16 protein-coding genes and 2 pseudogenes are annotated in these 18,523 nt (G+C 59.5%); 6 read left to right on the top strand and 12 right to left on the bottom strand.

Going from position 1 to position 18,523, the window contains the following annotated elements; all coding sequences use genetic code 11:
• Nucleotides 1–209 precede the first annotated feature (209 nt).
• Both BLR20_RS04445 and BLR20_RS04440 read left to right on the top strand, forming a co-directional pair.
• Nucleotides 210–752 (top strand): DUF2946 family protein, encoded by a 543-nt coding sequence (locus tag BLR20_RS04445; RefSeq protein ID WP_235810019.1) that lies wholly within the window; start codon nt 210–212, stop codon nt 750–752.
• Nucleotides 753–860: 108 nt separating this feature from the next.
• Nucleotides 861–2,255 carry a PepSY-associated TM helix domain-containing protein gene (locus BLR20_RS04440; protein ID WP_054994134.1) on the top strand — a complete coding sequence of 465 codons (1,395 nt, stop codon included), beginning with the start codon at nt 861–863 and terminating at the stop codon, nt 2,253–2,255.
• Between the two features lie 163 nt (nt 2,256–2,418).
• Here BLR20_RS04440 and arcC read toward each other — a convergent pair whose 3' ends face one another.
• Entirely contained in the window at nt 2,419–3,348 is a 930-nt protein-coding gene (arcC, locus tag BLR20_RS04435; RefSeq protein WP_054994133.1) for a carbamate kinase, read from the bottom strand.
• Nucleotides 3,349–3,442: 94 nt separating this feature from the next.
• Nucleotides 3,443–3,514, bottom strand: a pseudogene (locus tag BLR20_RS26830) (ornithine carbamoyltransferase); the annotation flags it as partial.
• Between BLR20_RS26830 and BLR20_RS26385 the strand changes: the two are divergent.
• Nucleotides 3,511–4,260 (top strand): annotated as a pseudogene (locus BLR20_RS26385) (methyl-accepting chemotaxis protein); the annotation flags it as partial. The pseudogenes BLR20_RS26830 and BLR20_RS26385 sit on opposite strands and share 4 nt — an antisense overlap.
• 57 nt (nt 4,261–4,317) lie before the next feature.
• On the opposite strand, the gene BLR20_RS04425 reads toward BLR20_RS26385, so the two are convergent.
• The 10 genes from BLR20_RS04425 to BLR20_RS04380 all read right to left on the bottom strand — a co-directional run bounded on the left by BLR20_RS04425 (nt 4,318) and on the right by BLR20_RS04380 (nt 15,475).
• Nucleotides 4,318–5,913 (bottom strand): gamma-glutamyltransferase family protein, encoded by a 1,596-nt coding sequence (locus BLR20_RS04425; RefSeq protein WP_054994132.1) that lies wholly within the window; start codon nt 5,911–5,913, stop codon nt 4,318–4,320.
• 31 nt (nt 5,914–5,944) lie between these two features.
• Nucleotides 5,945–6,817: an ABC transporter permease gene (locus BLR20_RS04420; RefSeq protein ID WP_054994131.1), complete on the bottom strand. Its 873-nt coding sequence runs from the start codon at nt 6,815–6,817 to the stop codon at nt 5,945–5,947.
• Nucleotides 6,817–7,761 (bottom strand): ABC transporter permease, encoded by a 945-nt coding sequence (locus tag BLR20_RS04415; RefSeq protein ID WP_054994130.1) that lies wholly within the window; start codon nt 7,759–7,761, stop codon nt 6,817–6,819. The genes BLR20_RS04420 and BLR20_RS04415 overlap by 1 nt, the downstream gene beginning before the upstream one ends.
• A 28-nt stretch (nt 7,762–7,789) precedes the next feature.
• Nucleotides 7,790–9,292, bottom strand: coding sequence for an ABC transporter substrate-binding protein (locus BLR20_RS04410; RefSeq protein ID WP_054994129.1), 1,503 nt, complete (start codon nt 9,290–9,292; stop codon nt 7,790–7,792).
• Nucleotides 9,289–10,422 carry an ABC transporter ATP-binding protein gene (locus tag BLR20_RS04405; RefSeq protein WP_054994128.1) on the bottom strand — a complete coding sequence of 378 codons (1,134 nt, stop codon included), beginning with the start codon at nt 10,420–10,422 and terminating at the stop codon, nt 9,289–9,291. The genes BLR20_RS04410 and BLR20_RS04405 overlap by 4 nt, the downstream gene beginning before the upstream one ends.
• The gene (locus tag BLR20_RS04400) at nt 10,419–11,435 is read right to left on the bottom strand and encodes an ABC transporter ATP-binding protein (RefSeq protein WP_054994127.1); all 1,017 of its coding nucleotides are present in this window, start codon (nt 11,433–11,435) and stop codon (nt 10,419–10,421) included. Before BLR20_RS04400 ends, BLR20_RS04405 begins: the two co-directional genes overlap by 4 nt.
• Complete coding sequence (locus BLR20_RS04395) at nt 11,432–12,169, bottom strand: FadR/GntR family transcriptional regulator (protein ID WP_054994126.1); 738 nt, start codon at nt 12,167–12,169, stop codon at nt 11,432–11,434. The genes BLR20_RS04400 and BLR20_RS04395 overlap by 4 nt, the downstream gene beginning before the upstream one ends.
• 289 nt (nt 12,170–12,458) lie before the next feature.
• Nucleotides 12,459–12,821, bottom strand: coding sequence for an AtuA-related protein (locus tag BLR20_RS04390; protein WP_054994125.1), 363 nt, complete (start codon nt 12,819–12,821; stop codon nt 12,459–12,461).
• Complete coding sequence (locus BLR20_RS04385; RefSeq protein WP_054994124.1) at nt 12,818–14,182, bottom strand: acyclic terpene utilization AtuA family protein; 1,365 nt, start codon at nt 14,180–14,182, stop codon at nt 12,818–12,820. Before BLR20_RS04385 ends, BLR20_RS04390 begins: the two co-directional genes overlap by 4 nt.
• Nucleotides 14,183–15,475: a CitMHS family transporter gene (locus BLR20_RS04380; protein ID WP_054994123.1), complete on the bottom strand. Its 1,293-nt coding sequence runs from the start codon at nt 15,473–15,475 to the stop codon at nt 14,183–14,185.
• A gap of 131 nt (nt 15,476–15,606) precedes the next feature.
• On the opposite strand from BLR20_RS04380, the gene BLR20_RS04375 reads away from it, so the two are divergent.
• The 3 genes from BLR20_RS04375 to BLR20_RS04365 all read left to right on the top strand — a co-directional run bounded on the left by BLR20_RS04375 (nt 15,607) and on the right by BLR20_RS04365 (nt 17,668).
• On the top strand, nt 15,607–16,506 hold the full coding sequence (locus BLR20_RS04375) for a LysR family transcriptional regulator (RefSeq protein WP_054994122.1): 900 nt from the start codon (nt 15,607–15,609) through the stop codon (nt 16,504–16,506).
• A 90-nt stretch (nt 16,507–16,596) separates the two neighbouring features.
• On the top strand, nt 16,597–17,067 hold the full coding sequence (locus tag BLR20_RS04370) for an arsenate reductase ArsC (protein WP_054994121.1): 471 nt from the start codon (nt 16,597–16,599) through the stop codon (nt 17,065–17,067).
• Nucleotides 17,068–17,140: 73 nt separating this feature from the next.
• Nucleotides 17,141–17,668, top strand: coding sequence for an NUDIX hydrolase (locus BLR20_RS04365; protein ID WP_054994120.1), 528 nt, complete (start codon nt 17,141–17,143; stop codon nt 17,666–17,668).
• Nucleotides 17,669–18,523: the final 855 nt, after the last annotated feature.

Genomic DNA, 18,523 nt, shown 5'->3' with positions numbered 1-18,523 from the left:
GGGAGTTATAAAGTCGAGGCCGTTCAGTGCAGGCGTGCTGGTTGTTATGAGGTGTTCAAGGTTTACTGTATGTAATTTTATTTCCATTGGCTTGTTCCTGTAGGGAGCGGGTGCAGGCGAAAATATGTAACGGGAGGTTTAAAAATCGCTGTCTGCTCGGCTGCAATTGCCAGGTTCATTTGCTGCAGCAACGCCGGGAGCCATGCGCTGTGCGCTTGGCTTTTGCGAACACATGGCGGGTTCGGATCACCCATGTCACCCCGGTTATCGACCCTGCGAAGGCTGCCGACCTGCGCACCCCGTTCTGTCTAGTTCCGGCCAGAGATGTTAAATTAGCCGCCATGAACTTTTCCCGAACCCATTGCTCGCCCATTGCCTGGATACTGTACGCAGTTGTCCTGTTCAATGGCCTTGCGTGCAGCATCGGTCACGGCCAGATGATGGCCGCTTTTGCCGGTACTGCAGTGGCTTCGGTTTCCCATGCCGGCCATGGGATGTCAGACATGCATGCCGGTCATCACACGATGCACATGGCCATGCACGACTCGTCCAAAAAGATGGACATGTCAGGCAGCATGAAGGCGCAGTCGGGAGACTGTTCGTTTGCCGGAACACTGACGCTGGCGATGATTTTCTTCGTGGCGCTAGGCTGGCTGATCCGTATACGTCGCACTCGTTTTGTGTTGCCCGATCTCTGGCTCGGCAACCTGCCAAGATACTCCCTCCCGGGACTCAATCCACAGGCTCCCTAGGACCCCTCGTGGACGTGTGAGTATTACTCCCACGAACAACCGATATTGCCTTTACAGCCTGCCGGAAGGTCATTCCGGCGGGGCGCGTTCATACGTTGGTGAGTCCCTATGTCTGCATCATTTTCAAGCCCGGAGCCACGGCCGCCCGGGGCATTTGTCGCCTTTCTGAAAAGGCTCCATTTTTACATCGGCGTATTCGTCGGTCCGTTCATGCTGGTCGCGGCCTTGAGTGGCGTCGTCTACGCACTGACCCCGCAGATCGAAGATTCGCTCTATGCGCACGCGTTGCACACAGACAGCCGTGGCCCTGCCATGAGCTTGCAGGCTCAGATCCAGCGCGCGCAGGCATCGGCAGGTCCGGGCCTGAGCGTTGCCGCAGTGCGCCCGGCACCCCGGGAAGGGGATACCACTCGGGTGATGTTCAGCGATCCGGGCTTTGGCCCGTCGGAGCATCGAGCGCTGTTCGTGGACCCGGTGAGTGGTGAAATTCGCGGAGACATGAAGGTGTACGGCACCAGCGGCGTATTACCGCTGCGCACTTGGATCGATCAGTTTCACCGGGGCCTTCTGCTGGGCGATGTCGGCAGGATCTACAGCGAGTTGGCAGCTTCATGGCTGTGGGTGGCTGCACTCGGCGGTCTGGTGCTGTGGGCAGTTCGCCGTCGTCGGCAGAGTCGTGAACGCGGCAATGTGCGCCGCTGGCATGCAACTACCGGCGTATGGCTGTTGCTGGGGCTGCTGTTCTTCTCGGCCACCGGTTTGACGTGGTCACAGTACGCTGGCGATAACATCGGCGTATTGCGTGCCTACTACGGCTGGTCAACACCCAGTGTGGCCACCTCACTGGGCCAGTCGGCGGCGATGCCAATGTCTATGCCCATGGACGAGCACGCCGAGCATCATATGCACATGGCGCCTACGACACAGGCGTCGGAGCTGGACCCTGCCTTGTTCGACAGTGTTCTGGCCAAAGCGCGCGCCGAACATATCGATGCTGCCAAGGTTGAAATCAGACCGTCCGCGAGCAATGACAAGGCCTGGGTAGTCAGCGAGATAGATCGCAGTTGGCCGACGCAAGTAGATGCCGTATCGATCAACCCGCAAACACTGGACGTGGTCGATCGCGTCAGGTTTTCAGACTATTCGCTGCCCGCCAAGCTCACCCGCTGGGGCATTGATGCGCACATGGGCGTGTTGTTTGGTCTGGCCAATCAATTGGTGCTAGTGGTCTTCGCCAGTGGCCTGGCGGCCATGGTCGTCATGGGTTATGTGATGTGGTGGCGACGTCGTCCAACGCTTTCTCAACCGCGCAATCAGCAGGCAACGCTGTCGAGTCTCTGGCGCTCGTTGAATCCGGGCGCGAAATGGACGTTGATCCTGGCTGCCCTGTTGACTGGCTTTGCGCTGCCTGTACTGGGCGTGAGTCTGCTGGGCTTTATCGTTCTGGATGCGTTATTGGGCTATCGTCGAGCCGCGAGACCTTTGGTCGAAGGCAAGGTGTAACCCCAGGGTGCGCGGGTGATGCGTCACAGGTACCAGGTCGGAGCATGGCTGAGTCTGTTCGCCATGCTGATGATCTTCGCCGGTTCCCTGATCAGTCATGGGATCAGTCAGGGGATCAACCTTGTCCACGGCAAAGCCAGCCGATGCAAATGGCTGGCATGGACTACCGGTAGTTAATACCGGGATGCCCGGTACTGATGCGCGTACCCGCGAGCCCCTGGACGATCGCTTCAATATCGGCAAGTGACCCGATAGCCGCGACTTTTCCAGTATGGCGGGCGAATTCGCAGGCAGCCTGAACCTTGGGTCCCATGGAGCCTGCGGCAAACCCCAATTTTTCCATTTCGTCAGGGTGTGCCTGACCGATTGCTTTCTGGGTCGATTTGCCGAAATCAACGTAGGCCGCATCGACGTCAGTGGCAATCAGCAGCAAATCACTTTCGAGTTCTTCAGCCAGCATTGCCGAACATAGATCCTTGTCGATGACTGCTTCGACACCCGCCAGTTTGCCTGGCGCGGTATAAATGGTCGGGATGCCACCACCGCCAGCGCAGATCACGATGCAGCCTTTCTCGAGCAGCCATTTGACAGGGCGAATTTCAAAGATGCGTTTAGGTCGTGGACTGGCCACTACGCGTCGGTATTTATCACCATCCGGAGCGATGGCCCAGCCCTTTTCGGCAGCCAGTCGTTCAGCTTCGGCCCGGGTGTATACAGGGCCGACAGGTTTGCTTGGTTTTTTGAAGGCCGGATCCGCCGGATCTACTTCAACCTGCGTGAGCAAGGTAGCGAAGGGCACCTCGAAGTCCAGCAGGTTGCCCAGTTCCTGTTCGATCATATAGCCGATCATGCCCTCCGTTTCGGCACCCAGTACGTCGAGCGGATACGGCGAAACAGGTGTGTAGGCTGCCGCTTGCAGAGACAGCAAACCTACCTGCGGTCCGTTGCCGTGTGCGATGACCAGTTGATTACCCGGATATATCCTGGCGATTTGTTCAGCAGCGACTCGGATATTGGTACGCTGGTTGTCAGCCGTCATGGGTTGGCCACGGCGAAGCAGGGCGTTGCCGCCCAGGGCTACGACAATACGCATAGTACAGTCCTGTAGGAGTTCGAAAGCCACTGCAGCACCGGCATCAAACGTGCGCTGCAGTTAGGCAGTCTGGTTGCAGAAAGAAGGCTGGCGCTTAAATATCGGCCAGTGCCGAGACCAGAATGGCCTTGATGGTATGCATGCGGTTTTCTGCCTGCTCGAACGCGAATTACCGGCAGTTCCGAGCAGGTTACGGACCTCAGCCAGTCGCTGTCGGACGGTGCAGCAAACTCTGCATCCTCGATCACTGAGATCAGCGCGGTCATGACGCAAATGGCCGCTCAAACGTCGGACAACGCGGTCAACGCCAAAAAAGCCGATGAACAATCGCAGGCTTCACGAGCTGACGCCGGAGAAAGCGACAAGCTGATGACTGAGCTTATTTCCGCGATGACGGAAATCGATAACTCAGGTAAAGACATCACCGCGATAATCACCACCATCGACAATATTGCAGCACAGACCAACCTTCTGGCGCTGAACGCGGCGATAGAAGCGGCGAGAGCAGGGGAGCTTGGGCGTGGTTTTGCAGTGGTGGCTGACGAGGTACGCTCTCTGGCGGCACGCAGCGCGGAGGCAGCCAAGCAGACAGCAACACTGATTGCCGACTCATCTACCAAAACGCAGCGCGGGATGATCATTGCCGGCAGAACGGCCGAATCACTGAAAAATATCGTGAGTGGAACCAGTGCAGTCTCAAGCCTGGTCTCTCTGATCTATCAGGCATCCAGTGAGCAGGCTTCTGGCCTGCAGCAGGCCAGCCTCGGGCTTGAACAGATTGATGAAGTGACGCAACAAAATCAGTCCGATTCCCGAGACTGTGCAGCTTCCGCAAAAGACCTGTCGGTGAGGGCGTCTCTCATGCAGCGTGAGTTGAGTCGCTTTAAAGTAAAAAAGACACCTCTACTGTGAGCGGATTCACTCACTGTGCACGATCGGTCGCCGCCTGATAAGCGTTAGAGGTCTCGCTCAATAAGCAGCGACCGTTCCGTCCTTCCTCGGATCGGTCCCGCCCACGTATCCATGTGCCGTGCGCTGAATAATCTGCGCACCGCCGAAGGCAAACACGCCGCTCGGCTCTTCGACATCAATGTCGTGACCCTTGGCGCGTAGTGCTTTCACCACTTCGGGGTCAAATGCACGCTCCACGGCTACTTTCAGGCCGGATTCGATCCTCCAGCGCGGTGCGTCGGCAGCGGCTTGCGGGTTCTGTTTGTAGCGCAGGATGCGCATCATCATCTGTAAATGACCCTGCGCCTGCATCGGGCCACCCATCAAACCGAAGGACATCAGCGGCGTGCCGTCGGCATTCATGACAAAACCGGGGATGATGGTGTGGAACGGGCGCTTGCGCGGCGCGACGTAATTGACGTGCTGCGGATCCAGCGAGAAGCCCGCGCCACGGTTCTGCATGCTGATGCCCGTGCCAGGGACAACCACACCCGAACCGAAGCCCATGTAGTTGGACTGGATGAACGAGATCATCATGCCGCTTTCATCCGCTGCCGACAGGTACACCGTGCCGCCCGGTTTTGGCGAGCCGTGCCCGGGATTGGCGGCCTGATCGGTGATCAGCCCTGCGCGCTCCGTCAGGTAGGCCTGGCCCAGCAAGTCGGCTGAGGGCACGCGCATGTGCTCGCTGTCCGCAACATGTTCGTCGAGGTCGGCCAGGGCCAGTTTCATTGCTTCCAGCACCGGATGAACCGTCTCAAGGCTGTCCACCGGGTGTTCGCCGACGCCCAGCGCTTCGAGCATGGTCAGGCCGGCGAGGGTGGCAATGCCCTGGCCATTTGGCGGGAGTTCATGCACCACGGCGCCTGCGTATGGCACCGACAGGGTGTCGATCCAGTCCACGGTGTGCGACGCCAGGTCGTCGAGACTCATCACGCTGCCATTGGCGTTGGCATGGGCGATGATTGTTTGCGCCAGTTCGCCGCGATAGAACGCTTCGCCTTTGGTCTGCGCGATCAGTTCCAGCGTGCGGGCGTGATCCTTGAGCCGGATTTTTTCTCCGGCCATAGGGGCCTTGCCGTTCGGCATGAAGCACTCAGCGAAGCCCGGTTGGTCCTTGAGCAGATGCGCGCCGCGTTTCCACAACTCGGCGATTATCGGCGTGACCTGATAGCCGTCGCGGGCGTAGCCGATCGCCGGTTCGGCCAGGGTCGCGAAGGGCAGTTTGCCGTAGCGCGCTGACAGCTCCACCCAGGCCGACACCGCACCCGGCACGCTGACTGCAGGCCAGCCGCGCTGCGGCATCTGGCTCTGGCCTTCGAAGTGTTCCGGTGTCCAGGCTTGTGGCGCGCGGCCGGAAGCGTTCAAGCCTTGCAGCTTGCTACCGTCCCAGACAATGGCAAAGGCATCGCTGCCGATTCCGCAGCCGGTGGGCTCGACCACGGTCAGCACCATGGCCGCGGCGATGGCGGCGTCGACCGCATTGCCGCCACGGCGCAGCATGTCCAGCCCGGCCTGAGCGGCCAATGGCTGGGAGCAGGCGACCATGTTGTTGCCCATCACCGGCGAGCGGGCCGACGCGTACGGTTGGTTGTAATCAAGATCATCGAACATAAGCGTTTCTCTTTGACAGAAGGCGAAAGGTTTAGCCCTTGGGGTCCAGCGCATCGCGCAGGCCGTCACCCAGCAGGTTGAAACACAGGACCGTGATGTAGATCGCCACGCCAGGCGCAATCGACATCCACGGAGCCTGCTCCATGAAATTCTTCGCCGTATTGAGCATCGAGCCCCAGGACGGCGACGGTGGTTGCTGGCCCAGGCCGAGGAACGACAGGCTGGCTTCAGCCAGAATCGCCGAGGCGATGGTCAGCGTTGCCTGCACCACTAGCGGCGACATCACGTTGGGCAGCACGTAACGCAGGATGATCCAGCGATCCGGCAGACCGATGGCGCGGGCACCTTCAAGGTAATCCTCGTGCTTGATCGACAGCACCTGGCCGCGTGTCAGTCGGGCAAAGATCGGCATCGCGGACAAACCGATGGCGATCATCGCGTTGGTCAGGCTGGGGCCGAGAAAGGCCCCCAAAGCGATGGCCAGCACCAGAAACGGGCAGGACAGCAGCGCTTCCATGACCTGCGAAATGATCATGTCCAGCTTGCCACCGAAGTACCCGGCCAGCAGGCCCAGCGGCACGCCGATGAACATGGCGATGGCCACCGAAACACCACCGGCCAGCAGCGAGCTGCGGGCGCCATACAGCAAGCGCGAGAACAGATCGCGGCCCAGTTCGTCGGTGCCCATCCAATAGATCAATGAGGGGGCCTTGCGTACGGCGAGGAAGTTGGCTTTGAGCGGATCATGAGGCGCAATCCAGGGCGCCAGAACGGCCGCCAGGACAAACAGCAACAACACCGCCGCGCCAAGCACCGCGCCTTTGTTGGCAAGGAATTTCTTCAGAAAAGGCGAGCGACTGCGGGGCAGGACCGCGCTGTGCGAGAGGCTGGCAATAGCGGTCATCAGGCAGTCCTCAGACGTGGGTTGATCAGGCGATAGAGCACGTCGGCCAGCAGGTTCAACATCAGGAAGCCAATTGCGACGCACAACACCACGCCTTGCACCACGGCGTAGTCACGGTTGAACACGGCGTCGACGATCATCTTGCCGAACCCCGGAATGCTGAACACTTGCTCGGTCAACACCGCACCGCCGAGCAACTCGCCGAACAGCAATGTTGTGAGGGTGATGATCGGCATCAACGCGTTGCGCAATGCGTGCTTGAGAATCACCGTGCGGGGGAACAATCCCTTGGCCCGGGCTGTGCGGACATAGTCAGCGCGCAGCACTTCCAGCATGGCGCTGCGGGTGTGGCGCATGAGAATTCCCGAAAGCCCTGCACCCAATACGAAGGCCGGCAGGATCAGGGTCTTCAGGTTTTGCCCGAAGTCCTCACCCATCGGCACAAAGCCGGAGGCGGGCAGCCACTGCAGTTTCACCGCAAAGACCATGATCAGCAGAATGCCCAGCCAGAAGTGCGGAATGGAAATCCCCGACAGCGCCACCACGTTGGCCCCGTAATCCACCGCAGTGCCTTTGCGCACCGCCGAAATGATCCCGGTGGGTATGCCGATCAACAGCGCAATCAGTAGGGCCAGTATGGCCAGCTCAATGGTCACCGGCAGTTTCGACGCCAGCAGCGTGGTCACCGGTTGTTCGGTGCGCAGCGATGTGCCCAGGTCGCCGGTCAGCACGTTGCCGACCCAGTTCAGGTACTGCAGCGGGATCGGGTCATCGAGCCGGTACTTGTCGCGCAGGTATTCCATGACCGCCGGATCGCGTTCTTCCCCGGCCATGGCCAGCACCGGGTCACCCGGCAGCAGCTTCTGCAGGGTGAAGACGAACAGCGAAACCAGAATCAGCGTCGGGATCGAGCTGAGCAGGCGTCGCAGGATGAACATCAGCATACCGGAACCTCGCAGGTGCGCCCGTCAGTCATGGCTTGAACGCGACATTGTTCAGACGAATCAGACCGTCCGGGTTAGGGACGAAACCGGTCACGTTGTTACGCATGGCAATGATTCGCGGGTCGAAATACAGGTAGGCGGTCGGTACTTCATCGGCCAGCAAGCGCAGCGCGTCGTTGTACAGTGCCTGGCGTTGTGCAACGTCGTTCACGGTGCGCGCCTTGTTGAGCAGTTCGTCGAGCCTGGCGTTGCAGTACTTGCCGTCGTTCTGGCCGCCTTTGCAGGTTACGAACTGATGGATATCGCCATCCGGATCAGGACGGCCCGACCAGGCGCTCATGCCGATCTGGAAGTTTCCGCTCGCCTGTTCGCTGAGCATCGTCGCGTATTCAGTGGCAATCAGGTTGACCTTGAAGCCCGCTTCTTCAGCCATGGCCTGAATGATCTGCCCGACCTGTTGCGCGATGGGGTTGTTAGCCACTTTCAGGTCCACCGCCAACGGTAGTTTCACACCGGCCTGAGCCAGCAGCGCCTTACTTTTCTCGATATCGCGAGCCGGGATCGGCAGGTCCTTGTCGTAATACGGGCTGTTTTTCGGGAACGGCTGAGCGCTTGGCGCGTACAGGCCCTCGAACACCACCTGATTGATGGCGTCGCGGTCGATGGATAGCTCAAAGGCTTTGCGTACGCGCTTGTCCTTGCCCATCGGCGAGTTGGCTTTTTCCCCGTTGCCGATGTTGAACATCAGCTGCATGTAGCCCAGCCCGGGAGTGTTGTAGATCGCCAGCTTGCTGTCGCCCTTGACGGTTTTCACATCGGTTGGCGCAACACGCTCGATGATGTCCAGGTCGCCGGAGCGCAGGTTGGCCAGGCGCACCGAAGTGTCTGGAATCGGCAGGAATACGACTTTGTCGAAGTGATACGCCTGTTTATTCCAGTAATTGCCAAAACGCTCCAGCACGATTCGATCCTGCTGTACGCGCTGGACAAATTTGTAAGGGCCGGAGCAGACCGGGTTGGAGGCGAACTCGCCCTGCGCAGCTTTTGGCGCGAGCATCATCCCGGCGCGGTCCGACAGTTGCGAAACCAGCGTGGCGTCGGCTTGCTTGAGCTTGATGGCGACGGTTTTTGCGTCGATCACCTCGACGCTATCCACCGAGGCCAGCTCGCTTTTGCGCAGCGAGTCGGGGAGGGTGCGGGCGCGGTCGAGGTTGAACTTCACCGAGGCAGCATCAAAAGGTTCGCCATCGTGGTACGTCACGCCTTCGCGCAACGTCATGGTCAGGGTTTTACCGTCTTCGCTCCAGTTCCAGGCGGTGGCCAGTTGCGGCGAGTAGGTCAGATCCGGATTCACGTCCACCAGTTTGTCGCACAGCGCGGTGTACACCAGGCGACCGGAGTAGGTGCGCGAACGATGCGGATCCAGCACATCGGGATCGTCCTGAATGCCGATGCGCAACGTCGATTCGGCAAAGGCAGCGTTGGCGGCCAGCAATAACAAGGCTCCTGTCACGACGCGTGCGATTTTCATTGCTGGCTCTCCACTGCAAGGGATTGATGGTGCTTGAACAGATTCAGGCGCTGCGTGTAGGCAGCGCTGGGTGTCGGAAGGATCAGCGTGGCGCTGCCTGCGTTGGCGATTTCACGCCAGAAGTGGCAGGCGACCTGGCGTTCGGCCTCGACTGTTTCCATGACCGGCGCAGCGTCCTTGCACAGCGCACGGGCGTGTGGGCAACGGGTATGAAAGCGGCAGCCCGAAGGCGGGCGGCTGGGGCTGGGCATGTCGCCGCCGAGTAGTGGGCGCGGCTGGCGCAGGTCAGGGTGGCTGACCGGTACGGCGGCCATCAGCGCCTGGGTATAAGGGTGCAAAGGGTTTTCGAACAGCGCGTCGACCGGCGCCAGTTCGACGATTTCACCCAGGTACATCACCGCCACGCGGTCGCTCATGTGGCGAATCACGGCCAGACCATGGGCAACAATCACCAGGGTCAGGCCGAATTGATGCTTGAGGTCTTCGAGCAGGTTGACCACTTGCGCCTGCACCGAAACGTCCAGCGCCGAGACCGGCTCATCACCGAGGATCAAGCGTGGCTCGGAAGCCAGTGCACGGGCAATGCCGATGCGCTGGCGCTGACCGCCGGAGAACTCATGGGGATGCCGACCGCCGTGCTCCGGAGCCAGACCTACCGTGCGCAGCAACTCGGCTACCCTGGCCTGACGATCGCTGCGGCTGGCTTTGCTGTGCAGCCAGATCGGTTCGCCAACGATGGATTCCACGGTCATGCGTGGATTCAGCGAGGCGAACGGGTCCTGAAAGATGATCTGCAAATCACGGCGAACCTGACGCAGTTTTTCCGGCGTCAGGTTGGCCAGGTTGCGGCCTTCGTAAATCACGTCGCCCGCAGTCGGTTGCAGCAGGTTGAGCAGCAGGCGGCCAAGGGTGGATTTACCCGAGCCGGACTCGCCTACCAATGCCAGCGTCTCGCCCTTGCGGACTGACAGGTTGACCTCATTGACGGCCTGTACCGGCGGCTTCTTCGGCTGTAAAAGACCGCTTTCCACGGCGAAGTGCTTGCTCAGGCCAATGCCTTCCAGAATGGGTTTCTGCGCGTTGCTATCGGGGCTGACGCGCCCGGTGGTGTCTGGTTTGGAAAGATTCACGCACTGACTCCCACATGCTGTTCCAAAGGCGCACGGATGCACGCGGCGAAGTGTCCGGGAGACAACTCAAGCAGCGGCGGGCGTTCGTCTCTGCATTGCTGGATCACAAACGGGCAGCGCCCGGCGAAACGGCAACCGCCGGGCATTTCCGCCGGCGTCGGTACCCGGCCGTTAATCGTTGCCAGGCGGCCTTCACGAGGACCGATCGAGGGCATCGAGCCCATCAGGCCGATGGTGTATGGATGCTGCGGATCGTCGAACAGGGTTTTCACCGGGCCGCTTTCCACGACGCGTCCGGCGTACATGACCATGACGTCATCGGCGACTTCGGCGACTACGCCCAGATCGTGGGTGATCAGAATCATCGCTGTGCCGGTCTCGGTCTGCAGGTTGGCGATCAGCGAGAGAATTTGCGCCTGAATGGTGACGTCCAGCGCCGTAGTCGGTTCGTCCGCGATGATCAGCGCCGGGTCATTGGCCAGTGCCATGGCAATCATGGCCCGTTGACGCATGCCACCGGAGAGTTCATGCGGGTAGGCGTCCAGCCGCTGGCGAGCGTCCGGCACCCGGACCTTTTCCAGCATGTCCAGAGCCCGCTGGCGGGCAGCCTTGTCGGAAAGGCCCTGATGACGCATCACACTTTCAGCGATCTGCTCGCCGATGGTGAAGACCGGATTGAGAGAGGTCATCGGCTCCTGAAAGATCATCGCCATGCGGTTACCGCGCACATCCAGCAGGCGCTCTTCGGACATGCCCAGCAAGGCTTCATCGATCAGCAGCGAATCGCTCGCGCCGACCCTGGCCGTTGACGGCAACAGGCCCATCAGGCCCATTGAGGTCACGCTCTTGCCACAACCGGACTCGCCGACGATGGCCAGGGTCTTGCCGCGTTTGACGGAAAACGACACGCCGTCGACAACATTGGCGGGCGCACCGGCAAAGCGCACGGTCAGGTCGCTGATGCTGAGCACCGTGCCGTCGCCGTTTTCTGTGAGGTGGGCATTGGCGCTCATAGGCTGGCCTCCAGGTCTTGGTTGATGACGGTGTTCAGGGCCTGTTGCAGTGCACGCAAATGGCCGCGCATGGCCGTGGCGGCCTTGATCGGATCGCGGCTTTCAATGGCGCTGACGATGTCGTCGTGATCGTGGCTGTACGTGTCGAGGCGGTCGGCATTGCGCGCCCGATGACGCAAATCGCGCCAGGCGGGGTCGAGGCGGATCGCGTCGAGCATTTCGAAGATGTCCAGCATCAGCCGATTGCCCGCTGCTTCGGCAATGGCGCGGTGCAGGGCGCTGTCCCACAGCTCGATGCCCTCGGCATCGCTCTGCTCGGCGACCTGCTGGCGAGTGGTGCGCTCGGCAAGGCGGCGCAGAATCGCCATCTGCTCACCATTGGCCCGTACCGCTGCCAGTGAGGCAAGCGCTGGCTCCAGGTGCAGACGCGCCTCCATGACCTCGGTGAAATTGGTCCGGCCGGAGAGCCGCGCGAAGCTCATGGCGGCACTAGGGGGCGTAGGTCCGACAAAGGTCCCTTTACCTTGCCGGCGCCAGACCTGGCCTTCGGCTTCCAGCACCGACAGGGCGCGACGAACTGCGCGTCGGCTAACTCCGAAATCGGCCGCCAGATCCCGCTCGGTAGGCAGTGCCCGCTGGGGGAAGGCAGCATGCTGGGCAACGATCTGGCGCAACGCATCCAGCGCCAGTTTCGAAGCGTTGTCGATGGGAATGTCAGGGTCGAACCTTTGCATCGTGGTACTCGCACCAGACCGAAAAAAGAGGCCCTGAGCTGCCCGCAGGCAGAGGTTCAAGGCAAGAGGGCTGGTGCAAGAGCGATGCCAATGAAAATTGGTTCGCTCAATTTTGTCCGGCAAGATGGCCAGCGGCTGCCGCGGATCAAGACCGGCGGGCCAATGTTCAAAGGTCCGTCTGGTTGGTCCGCGACACGGAGAGGGGATTGGTTCGCCGGTGGGTGAACCAATTTTTCAGCGGGTATGGATTTGTTGCATCAATGCGTGCAGGGTGCGCCAAAGTGCGTCGCTAGATTGCCGACCGGAGTGTCGAATCGGGTGAAGCGGCTCGCCATTCCAGGTCCAGATCGAGCAGGGCGGCCCCCAGAGCCTTGCCGTGGGCATCGAGCGCCAGTGACCGCGTGACTCCGCCATGCAGAATGCCGGGCAGGACGAAGTTGAGCGCGCCTACACGTGGCAGTTCGTAGCGTCGTACCGGTGGTCCGTTCAGGTCCAGCAGTTCGGCGAAGTGTTCAGTGACCCGTTCCACCGTTAGCAGCTTAGCCAGACGTGGATAATCGTCGATGTGAAAGGCAACGATGGAGATATTCGAGACGTCACCCTTATCGCCGGTACGCGTGTGAGCGATGTCCCGCAGTTTGGTGGTGTTCATGCCAGATCCTCCAGGTGGACGTGCAGGTTGACTTGGTCTCTGGGCACAAACAGTGATGCCACCGCGACGACCTGGCGGACGGACTTGCTCGCACCGCCGCCTCCGTACGGGCCGTTGGTGTAGAGGGTTTCCACTTCATTGCCGACGCGTACCGCATCGTTTTTGTCCAAGCAACGCGCGGCGACCCGAAGACGTACCTCCCAGGGCTCGCCTTCGGCGCGCGCGCCCAGTTGACTTCCATGCAAGGCGTTAACGCCGATCAGTTCGGCTCGAATGTCCTCGCATGCCACGCCGGTCAGGGCCAGGCGTTTGAGCACGATGTCCTTCGCCAACTGTCCGCGAGCCAGCGCGCCGGGGCCGCCGTAGGACATTTGTCCTTCGCCGATCCAGCCATCGAGAAAACCTACTGACACCTTCAACGTCTCGGGACGTGCATGTCCGTCCGCCCCCTGAACGCGTACTTCGTCTCTCGCGATGGATTCGAAGGCAGCATGGGTGAAATCCGCGCTGACATCGGGCGTCAGGTAGGCGGCAGGGTCGTGCACTTCGTACAGCATTTGCTCGGTGCAGGTGGCGGTATCAATGCGCCCGCCGGAGCCCGCCACTTTGCTGATGACGGCGTTGCCTGCCGCATCTATCTCGGCCAGCGGGAAGCCCAGGCGGTCTAGGTCCGGGACGTCTTTAAAACCGGGGTCCGCGAAATAGCCGCCGCTGACCTGGCCGGCGCATTCGAGCAAATGCCCGACCAACGTTCCGCGGCCCAGCAATGCCCAGTCGTCCTCGGCCCAGCCGAACTCGAACATTTGCGGTGCGAGAAACAGTGAAGGATCAGCGACCCTTCCGGTAACGATCACGTCAGCATCGGCGCGTAAAGCCTGGATGATTCCTTCCGCGCCCAGGTAGGCATTGGCCGAGATGAGTCTGTCGCCGAGGGATCGCAGAGACCTGCCGTTGTCGAGGATTTGATCGGGCTGCTGCAGCAGGGCTGAGAGCACGTCATCGCCTGTCAGCGCTGCGACTTTCAAGCCGGTCAGGCCAAGCTCTGCCGCTATCCGGCGTATTTCGCTCGCGGCGCCAAGCGGGTTTGCAGCGCCCATGTTGGTGATGATTCGCAAGCGGCGTCGCGTGCCGTCAGCGCCTTTGCCTACAAAGGGCAAGACCCGGCGCATGCGCTCGCTCAGCAATGGATCGTAGCCTGCTGATGGGTCTACCAGTCGCGACTGCTGTGCCAGCGCAATGGTTCGTTCCGCGAGGCATTCGAATACCAGGTAATCCAGTTGCCCATGCTCGGCCAGCTCGATCGCCGGCTCGATGCGGTCGCCGGAATAACCGGCCCCTGAACCAATCCGTATTGTTTTCATTCAGAAAACTCCTATGACCATAGCGGTCAGGGTCATGATGACCGAGGCCGCAAACAGGAAAGGGATAGTGAAGCGCTGGTGGTCGGCCAGCTCGATCTTGCACAGGCCGACCAGCAGAAAGGTCGCTGGCGTCAACGGGCTGACCGGGAATCCGGTGGTATGCACGCCAAGCAGCGACGCCTGCGCGACCTGCATCGGATCAACGCCGAGCGCTTTGCCGACCTCGGCGACCACGGGCATGATGCCGAAGTAGAAGGAGTCCGGATCGAAAAGCAGGCTCAAGGGCATGGATAGAAAGCCTACGACGACCGGGATCAGCTTGCCGTGCCCGGCCGGAATCTGGCCCACGGCCACTTCGGCCATGGCCTTCAGCATCCCGGTGCCTTGCATGATTCCCGTAAACACCCCGGCAGCCAGCAGAATACTGGCCATGGTCAGCGCGGTTTTCGCGTGAGCGTCGATACGCGCCCGTTGTGCGTCCACGGCAGGGTAGTTGATGCACAAGGCAATCACGGTGCCGAGCATGAACATCACCACCGGGTCTACAACCCCCGCGATCATCACGCCCATCACCACCAGCGTCAGCAGCAGGTTGACCCAGAACAACCGAGGCTTGCGCAGTTCAAGTTCGGCATCGCTGAGCACGCGCTGGTGGGGTTTTACATCAAGGTTGTCGGGGCCCAGACCCAGGCGTCGCTCTTCGCGCCGTCCCAGGAAAAACGCGCAAGTGAAGACGAAGATCAGTCCGACGATCTGCACCGGAATGAGCGGCTGAAACAGATCCGAAACCGGTACGTGAAGGGCGGCGGAGGAGCGCAGCACCGGGCCTGTCCAGGGCAGGAAGTTGACACCCGCAGCCATCGCCGTAACGCACGCCAGTATGCGTTTATCCATGCCAAGCCGCGTGTACAGGGGCAGCATTGCGGGAATGGTCACGAGAAAGGTCACCGCGCCGGAGCCGTCCAGATGCACCAACAGCGCCAGCAGTGCGGTGCCCATGACGATGCGGGTTGGCCGTGTACCGACCCGTTTGAGGATGCGGTCGATGATCGGATCGAGCATGCCGGCATCCGTCATGATGCCGAAGAACAGAATGGCAAAGACAAACATCCCGACTACGGGCGCAACATTCTTGATGCCTGTAATGATGAAGCCACTGGTTTGCAGACCAAAACCAGCGAGGAGGGCGGCGATGATCGGAAGGGCGATCAATGCAACCAGGGGAGATATGCGTTTGCTCATAATGCTGACGAGCATGGCAAGGATGGTTATCACACCAACTGTGGCGAGCATAGGCTGATCCTCTTTGGTATCCCTGTGCGCGACAGCGACGAGACACCCTATTGTTGTTTTGCAAGAGTAATAGCAACGACGCTATGCTCTGTGAATTGAAATATTCAGTGGGTCTTGTTCGGAAAAACAAAATGAAGAATTCGATCCAGCACATCCGCGCCTTTCTGTCAGTGGCTCAGACCGGCAATTTTTCCAAGGCTGCAGCCGCCCTCAACTTGTCGCCGTCTGCACTGACCGTACAAATCCAGCAACTGGAGGATTGGCTCGGCGTTGCCTTGCTGGAACGAAGCCCACGCCATGTCTGCTTGACCGGCGCCGGCCAAAATGCGCTGTTGCCCATGGAGAAACTGCTGCTGGATCTGGACAACATCGTTAACGCTGCGCGGGACAGTGCGGCCTCACGACGCGGCTTGATCACCATCGCCGCCTTGCCGTCACTGTGTTCCGGCGTACTGCCTGCAGTGTTGAAAACGTTTCGCGAGCGGTTTCCCGGTGTCGAGGTCAGGCTGCGGGATGTCGTCGCGCAAAGAATCGATACGCTTGTCATGGAGCGCGAAGTGGATTTCGGGTTAGGCGTACAGGTTCGGCCCACCCATGGGCTGGAGTTCAACGCCATCCTGGAAGACCGTTTGTGCCTGTTCGCTCCAAAAGACCATCCACTGGCGAAGCGTCCCGCAGTGAGACTGAGCGAGATAGCGGGTTTCCCGATCGTTCTTACCGGCAGGGAAAGCAGCGTTCGCGATCTGGTCGAGCGAGTGTTTGCTGACGAGCAACTGCCTTTATCTGCGGGGCTGGAAGCCAATTACATGTCTACCGTCCTGGCCTTGGTCAGGCAGGGGCAGGGCGTTACGCTTCTTCCAGAGTCAGCGGACGATGGGCGGGGAGACCTGAGTAAAGTGCCAGTGGATCATCCGGGTGTCGTACGCCAGATCGGGCTGATCACTCGTACGGAGCAAACAATGGCTCCAGCTGTTGTCGAATTTGTTCGGTTGCTGGAGGATCTGCGCACGCTCGGCAATCACAGCCGTTGATTTCCTGTTATACGAATGGCATAGGATTGGATGGAAGAAAGGCGGGTGCCTCGGTATTGCGTCTCAGGTTCTGACTCAAGGTATACAACGATGAAAGTGTTGTTCATGTGCACCCACAATAGCTGTTGCAGCATCCTGTCCGAGGCGCTTTTTAACCATCTGGCGCATCCAGGCCTGGATGCGGTCAGCTCCGGAAGTTTTCCCAGTGGCCAGGTGAATCACCGCGCTTTGCGAACCCTGGAGACAGCGGGCATTCCCACCAAAGGCTTGAGCAGCAAGGCTTCGGACGCTTTTGAAGGCTCACCTCCAGACATCGTGATCACCGTCTGTGACAGGGCTGCGGGTGAGACCTGCCCAATCTTCTTCGGGCCCGCTGTGAAGGCGCACTGGGGCCTGGCTGATCCGTCCGAAGTCTCTGGAGCGGAAGCCGAGATCACCGCAGCGTTTGAAAGCACACTCACCAAAATTCGCGAGCGTGTGGCGGCGTTTCTTGCGTTGCCGCTGGAGACCATCAGCACCGACCAGCTCAAGGCCGAACTCGACCGCATCGGTTCGCTTTGAAGAGCGATAAAGGTTGCGCCGGCCAGGCAGACAACTGATTTGTACTCTCCAGCTCACTTGAAATGAAGATCCCATGCAACTCATTACCGAAATCATTCATCCCGAACTGAAGTCCACGCAGGGCAGGATATTCCGACGTCATGCGGCACGCGGCATTGTACTGAGAGATGAACAAATCCTATTACTGTTCACTGAACGCTATAACGACTTCAGTTTTCCCGGAGGCGGCCTTGATGCAGACGAGGACGTTGTTACAGGGCTGAAGCGTGAACTTGAAGAAGAGACGGGCGCTCGCGAAATTCAGGTGCTCCAGCATTATGGTTACATCGAAGAGTATCGGCCTTATCGGAAGCCCGAGTATGACCTGATGCACATGACCTCGCATTTTTATCTGTGCGAAGTCGCGCACCAGTTAGCGCCCGTGAGAATGGAAAGCCATGAAATAGCCAATGGAATGCGACCCGTGTGGATCAGCGTAACTGAAGCCATCGCCCATAATGAGGCTGTTATGGAGCGCCAGGAGTCCTCGATGGGTCAGTCCATACAGCGCGAGACCTTTATGCTGAGAAAAGTCGCCTCAGAGTTGATCGTCAACGGTTGAGCGCGTTATATCTGGGTAAAGTGTGGGTGGGGCGCTTCCTGGTGTTGATGGATAACTCAACTAAATGACTGTTTAGTTGAGTTATTAATTAGAAGGGAGGTTAAGGCTGGGCGAGGGTGGTTGTTCTGGAGGTATATAACAGTGAACAGCTTGTTATTGTTGGACGACGGTAGATTGAATTGGGCGGTGAGTCACCGTATCTACACGCAAATTAATCAGACAAGGATTATATTCATCTCCTGTTCGCTGGCGCAGGGTTTGGGTATTTAAAGCCAGTCAATTGGATCACCGAGGGGTTCTTTGATCCACCGTTGATATAAGCGTCGAAGGCGCGCCGTCCACCTGGTAAAACCTTGTCTGATTTGTGCAGGCGGCTCGATATTCCGGCCGGCTCAACGATGGCAGGCATCGGTACGCTGGTATTCAGCGTTCACAACACCGAGGCAGCACCGCATAGTTTTGCAAGGAACCTGGCGCTGATTTGGAGAGATACGGGCATTCGCGTAAGCGTACTTTCACCAAGACCGATCCGAACAACCTGCCTGGACTTGGTGTCGCTTAAGCGGATCAGACCGACGCCATCGTCGACGGAATGATTGAGCGTTTATCACGGAGCTGCGATCTGCAAGCTGGGAAAACTCATCACGACGACGTTGCTCCTGGCGTAAGAAGAAAGCAGCTTCGTGACTGGGGTTGGAGTTTTGCAGGTGGCGGTTTCGCTCAGATTTAACTCGAGGTTGGTTGGCATGTGCCGGCAGAAGCCTTTTCCTGCTGAAATGCGCTGGGCACTGCCTAGATTACGTAACATCTAGTTACGCATAATGTATATTATGTTAAATTGTGTATATTCTTAGG

The sequence above is a fragment of the Pseudomonas congelans genome, assembly GCF_900103225.1.
GTDB classification, from domain to species: domain Bacteria; phylum Pseudomonadota; class Gammaproteobacteria; order Pseudomonadales; family Pseudomonadaceae; genus Aquipseudomonas; species Aquipseudomonas congelans.
Note: the sequence above shows the minus strand (reverse complement) of the source record. Positions and strands in the feature narration are given on the sequence as shown.

Bases quoted from the DNA above. Each gene is read 5' to 3' on its own strand.
- BLR20_RS04440 (WP_054994134.1), top strand. From the start codon at position 861: ATGTCTGCATCATTTTCAAGCCCGGAGCCACGGCCGCCCGGGGCATTT.
- arcC (WP_054994133.1), bottom strand. From the start codon at position 3,348: ATGCGTATTGTCGTAGCCCTGGGCGGCAACGCCCTGCTTCGCCGTGGC.
- BLR20_RS04425 (WP_054994132.1), bottom strand. From the start codon at position 5,913: ATGTTCGATGATCTTGATTACAACCAACCGTACGCGTCGGCCCGCTCG.
- BLR20_RS04420 (WP_054994131.1), bottom strand. From the start codon at position 6,817: ATGACCGCTATTGCCAGCCTCTCGCACAGCGCGGTCCTGCCCCGCAGT.
- BLR20_RS04415 (WP_054994130.1), bottom strand. From the start codon at position 7,761: ATGCTGATGTTCATCCTGCGACGCCTGCTCAGCTCGATCCCGACGCTG.
- BLR20_RS04410 (WP_054994129.1), bottom strand. From the start codon at position 9,292: ATGAAAATCGCACGCGTCGTGACAGGAGCCTTGTTATTGCTGGCCGCC.
- BLR20_RS04400 (WP_054994127.1), bottom strand. From the start codon at position 11,435: ATGAGCGCCAATGCCCACCTCACAGAAAACGGCGACGGCACGGTGCTC.
- BLR20_RS04395 (WP_054994126.1), bottom strand. From the start codon at position 12,169: ATGCAAAGGTTCGACCCTGACATTCCCATCGACAACGCTTCGAAACTG.
- BLR20_RS04390 (WP_054994125.1), bottom strand. From the start codon at position 12,821: ATGAACACCACCAAACTGCGGGACATCGCTCACACGCGTACCGGCGAT.
- BLR20_RS04385 (WP_054994124.1), bottom strand. From the start codon at position 14,182: ATGAAAACAATACGGATTGGTTCAGGGGCCGGTTATTCCGGCGACCGC.
- BLR20_RS04380 (WP_054994123.1), bottom strand. From the start codon at position 15,475: ATGCTCGCCACAGTTGGTGTGATAACCATCCTTGCCATGCTCGTCAGC.
- BLR20_RS04375 (WP_054994122.1), top strand. From the start codon at position 15,607: ATGAAGAATTCGATCCAGCACATCCGCGCCTTTCTGTCAGTGGCTCAG.
- BLR20_RS04370 (WP_054994121.1), top strand. From the start codon at position 16,597: ATGAAAGTGTTGTTCATGTGCACCCACAATAGCTGTTGCAGCATCCTG.
- BLR20_RS04365 (WP_054994120.1), top strand. From the start codon at position 17,141: ATGCAACTCATTACCGAAATCATTCATCCCGAACTGAAGTCCACGCAG.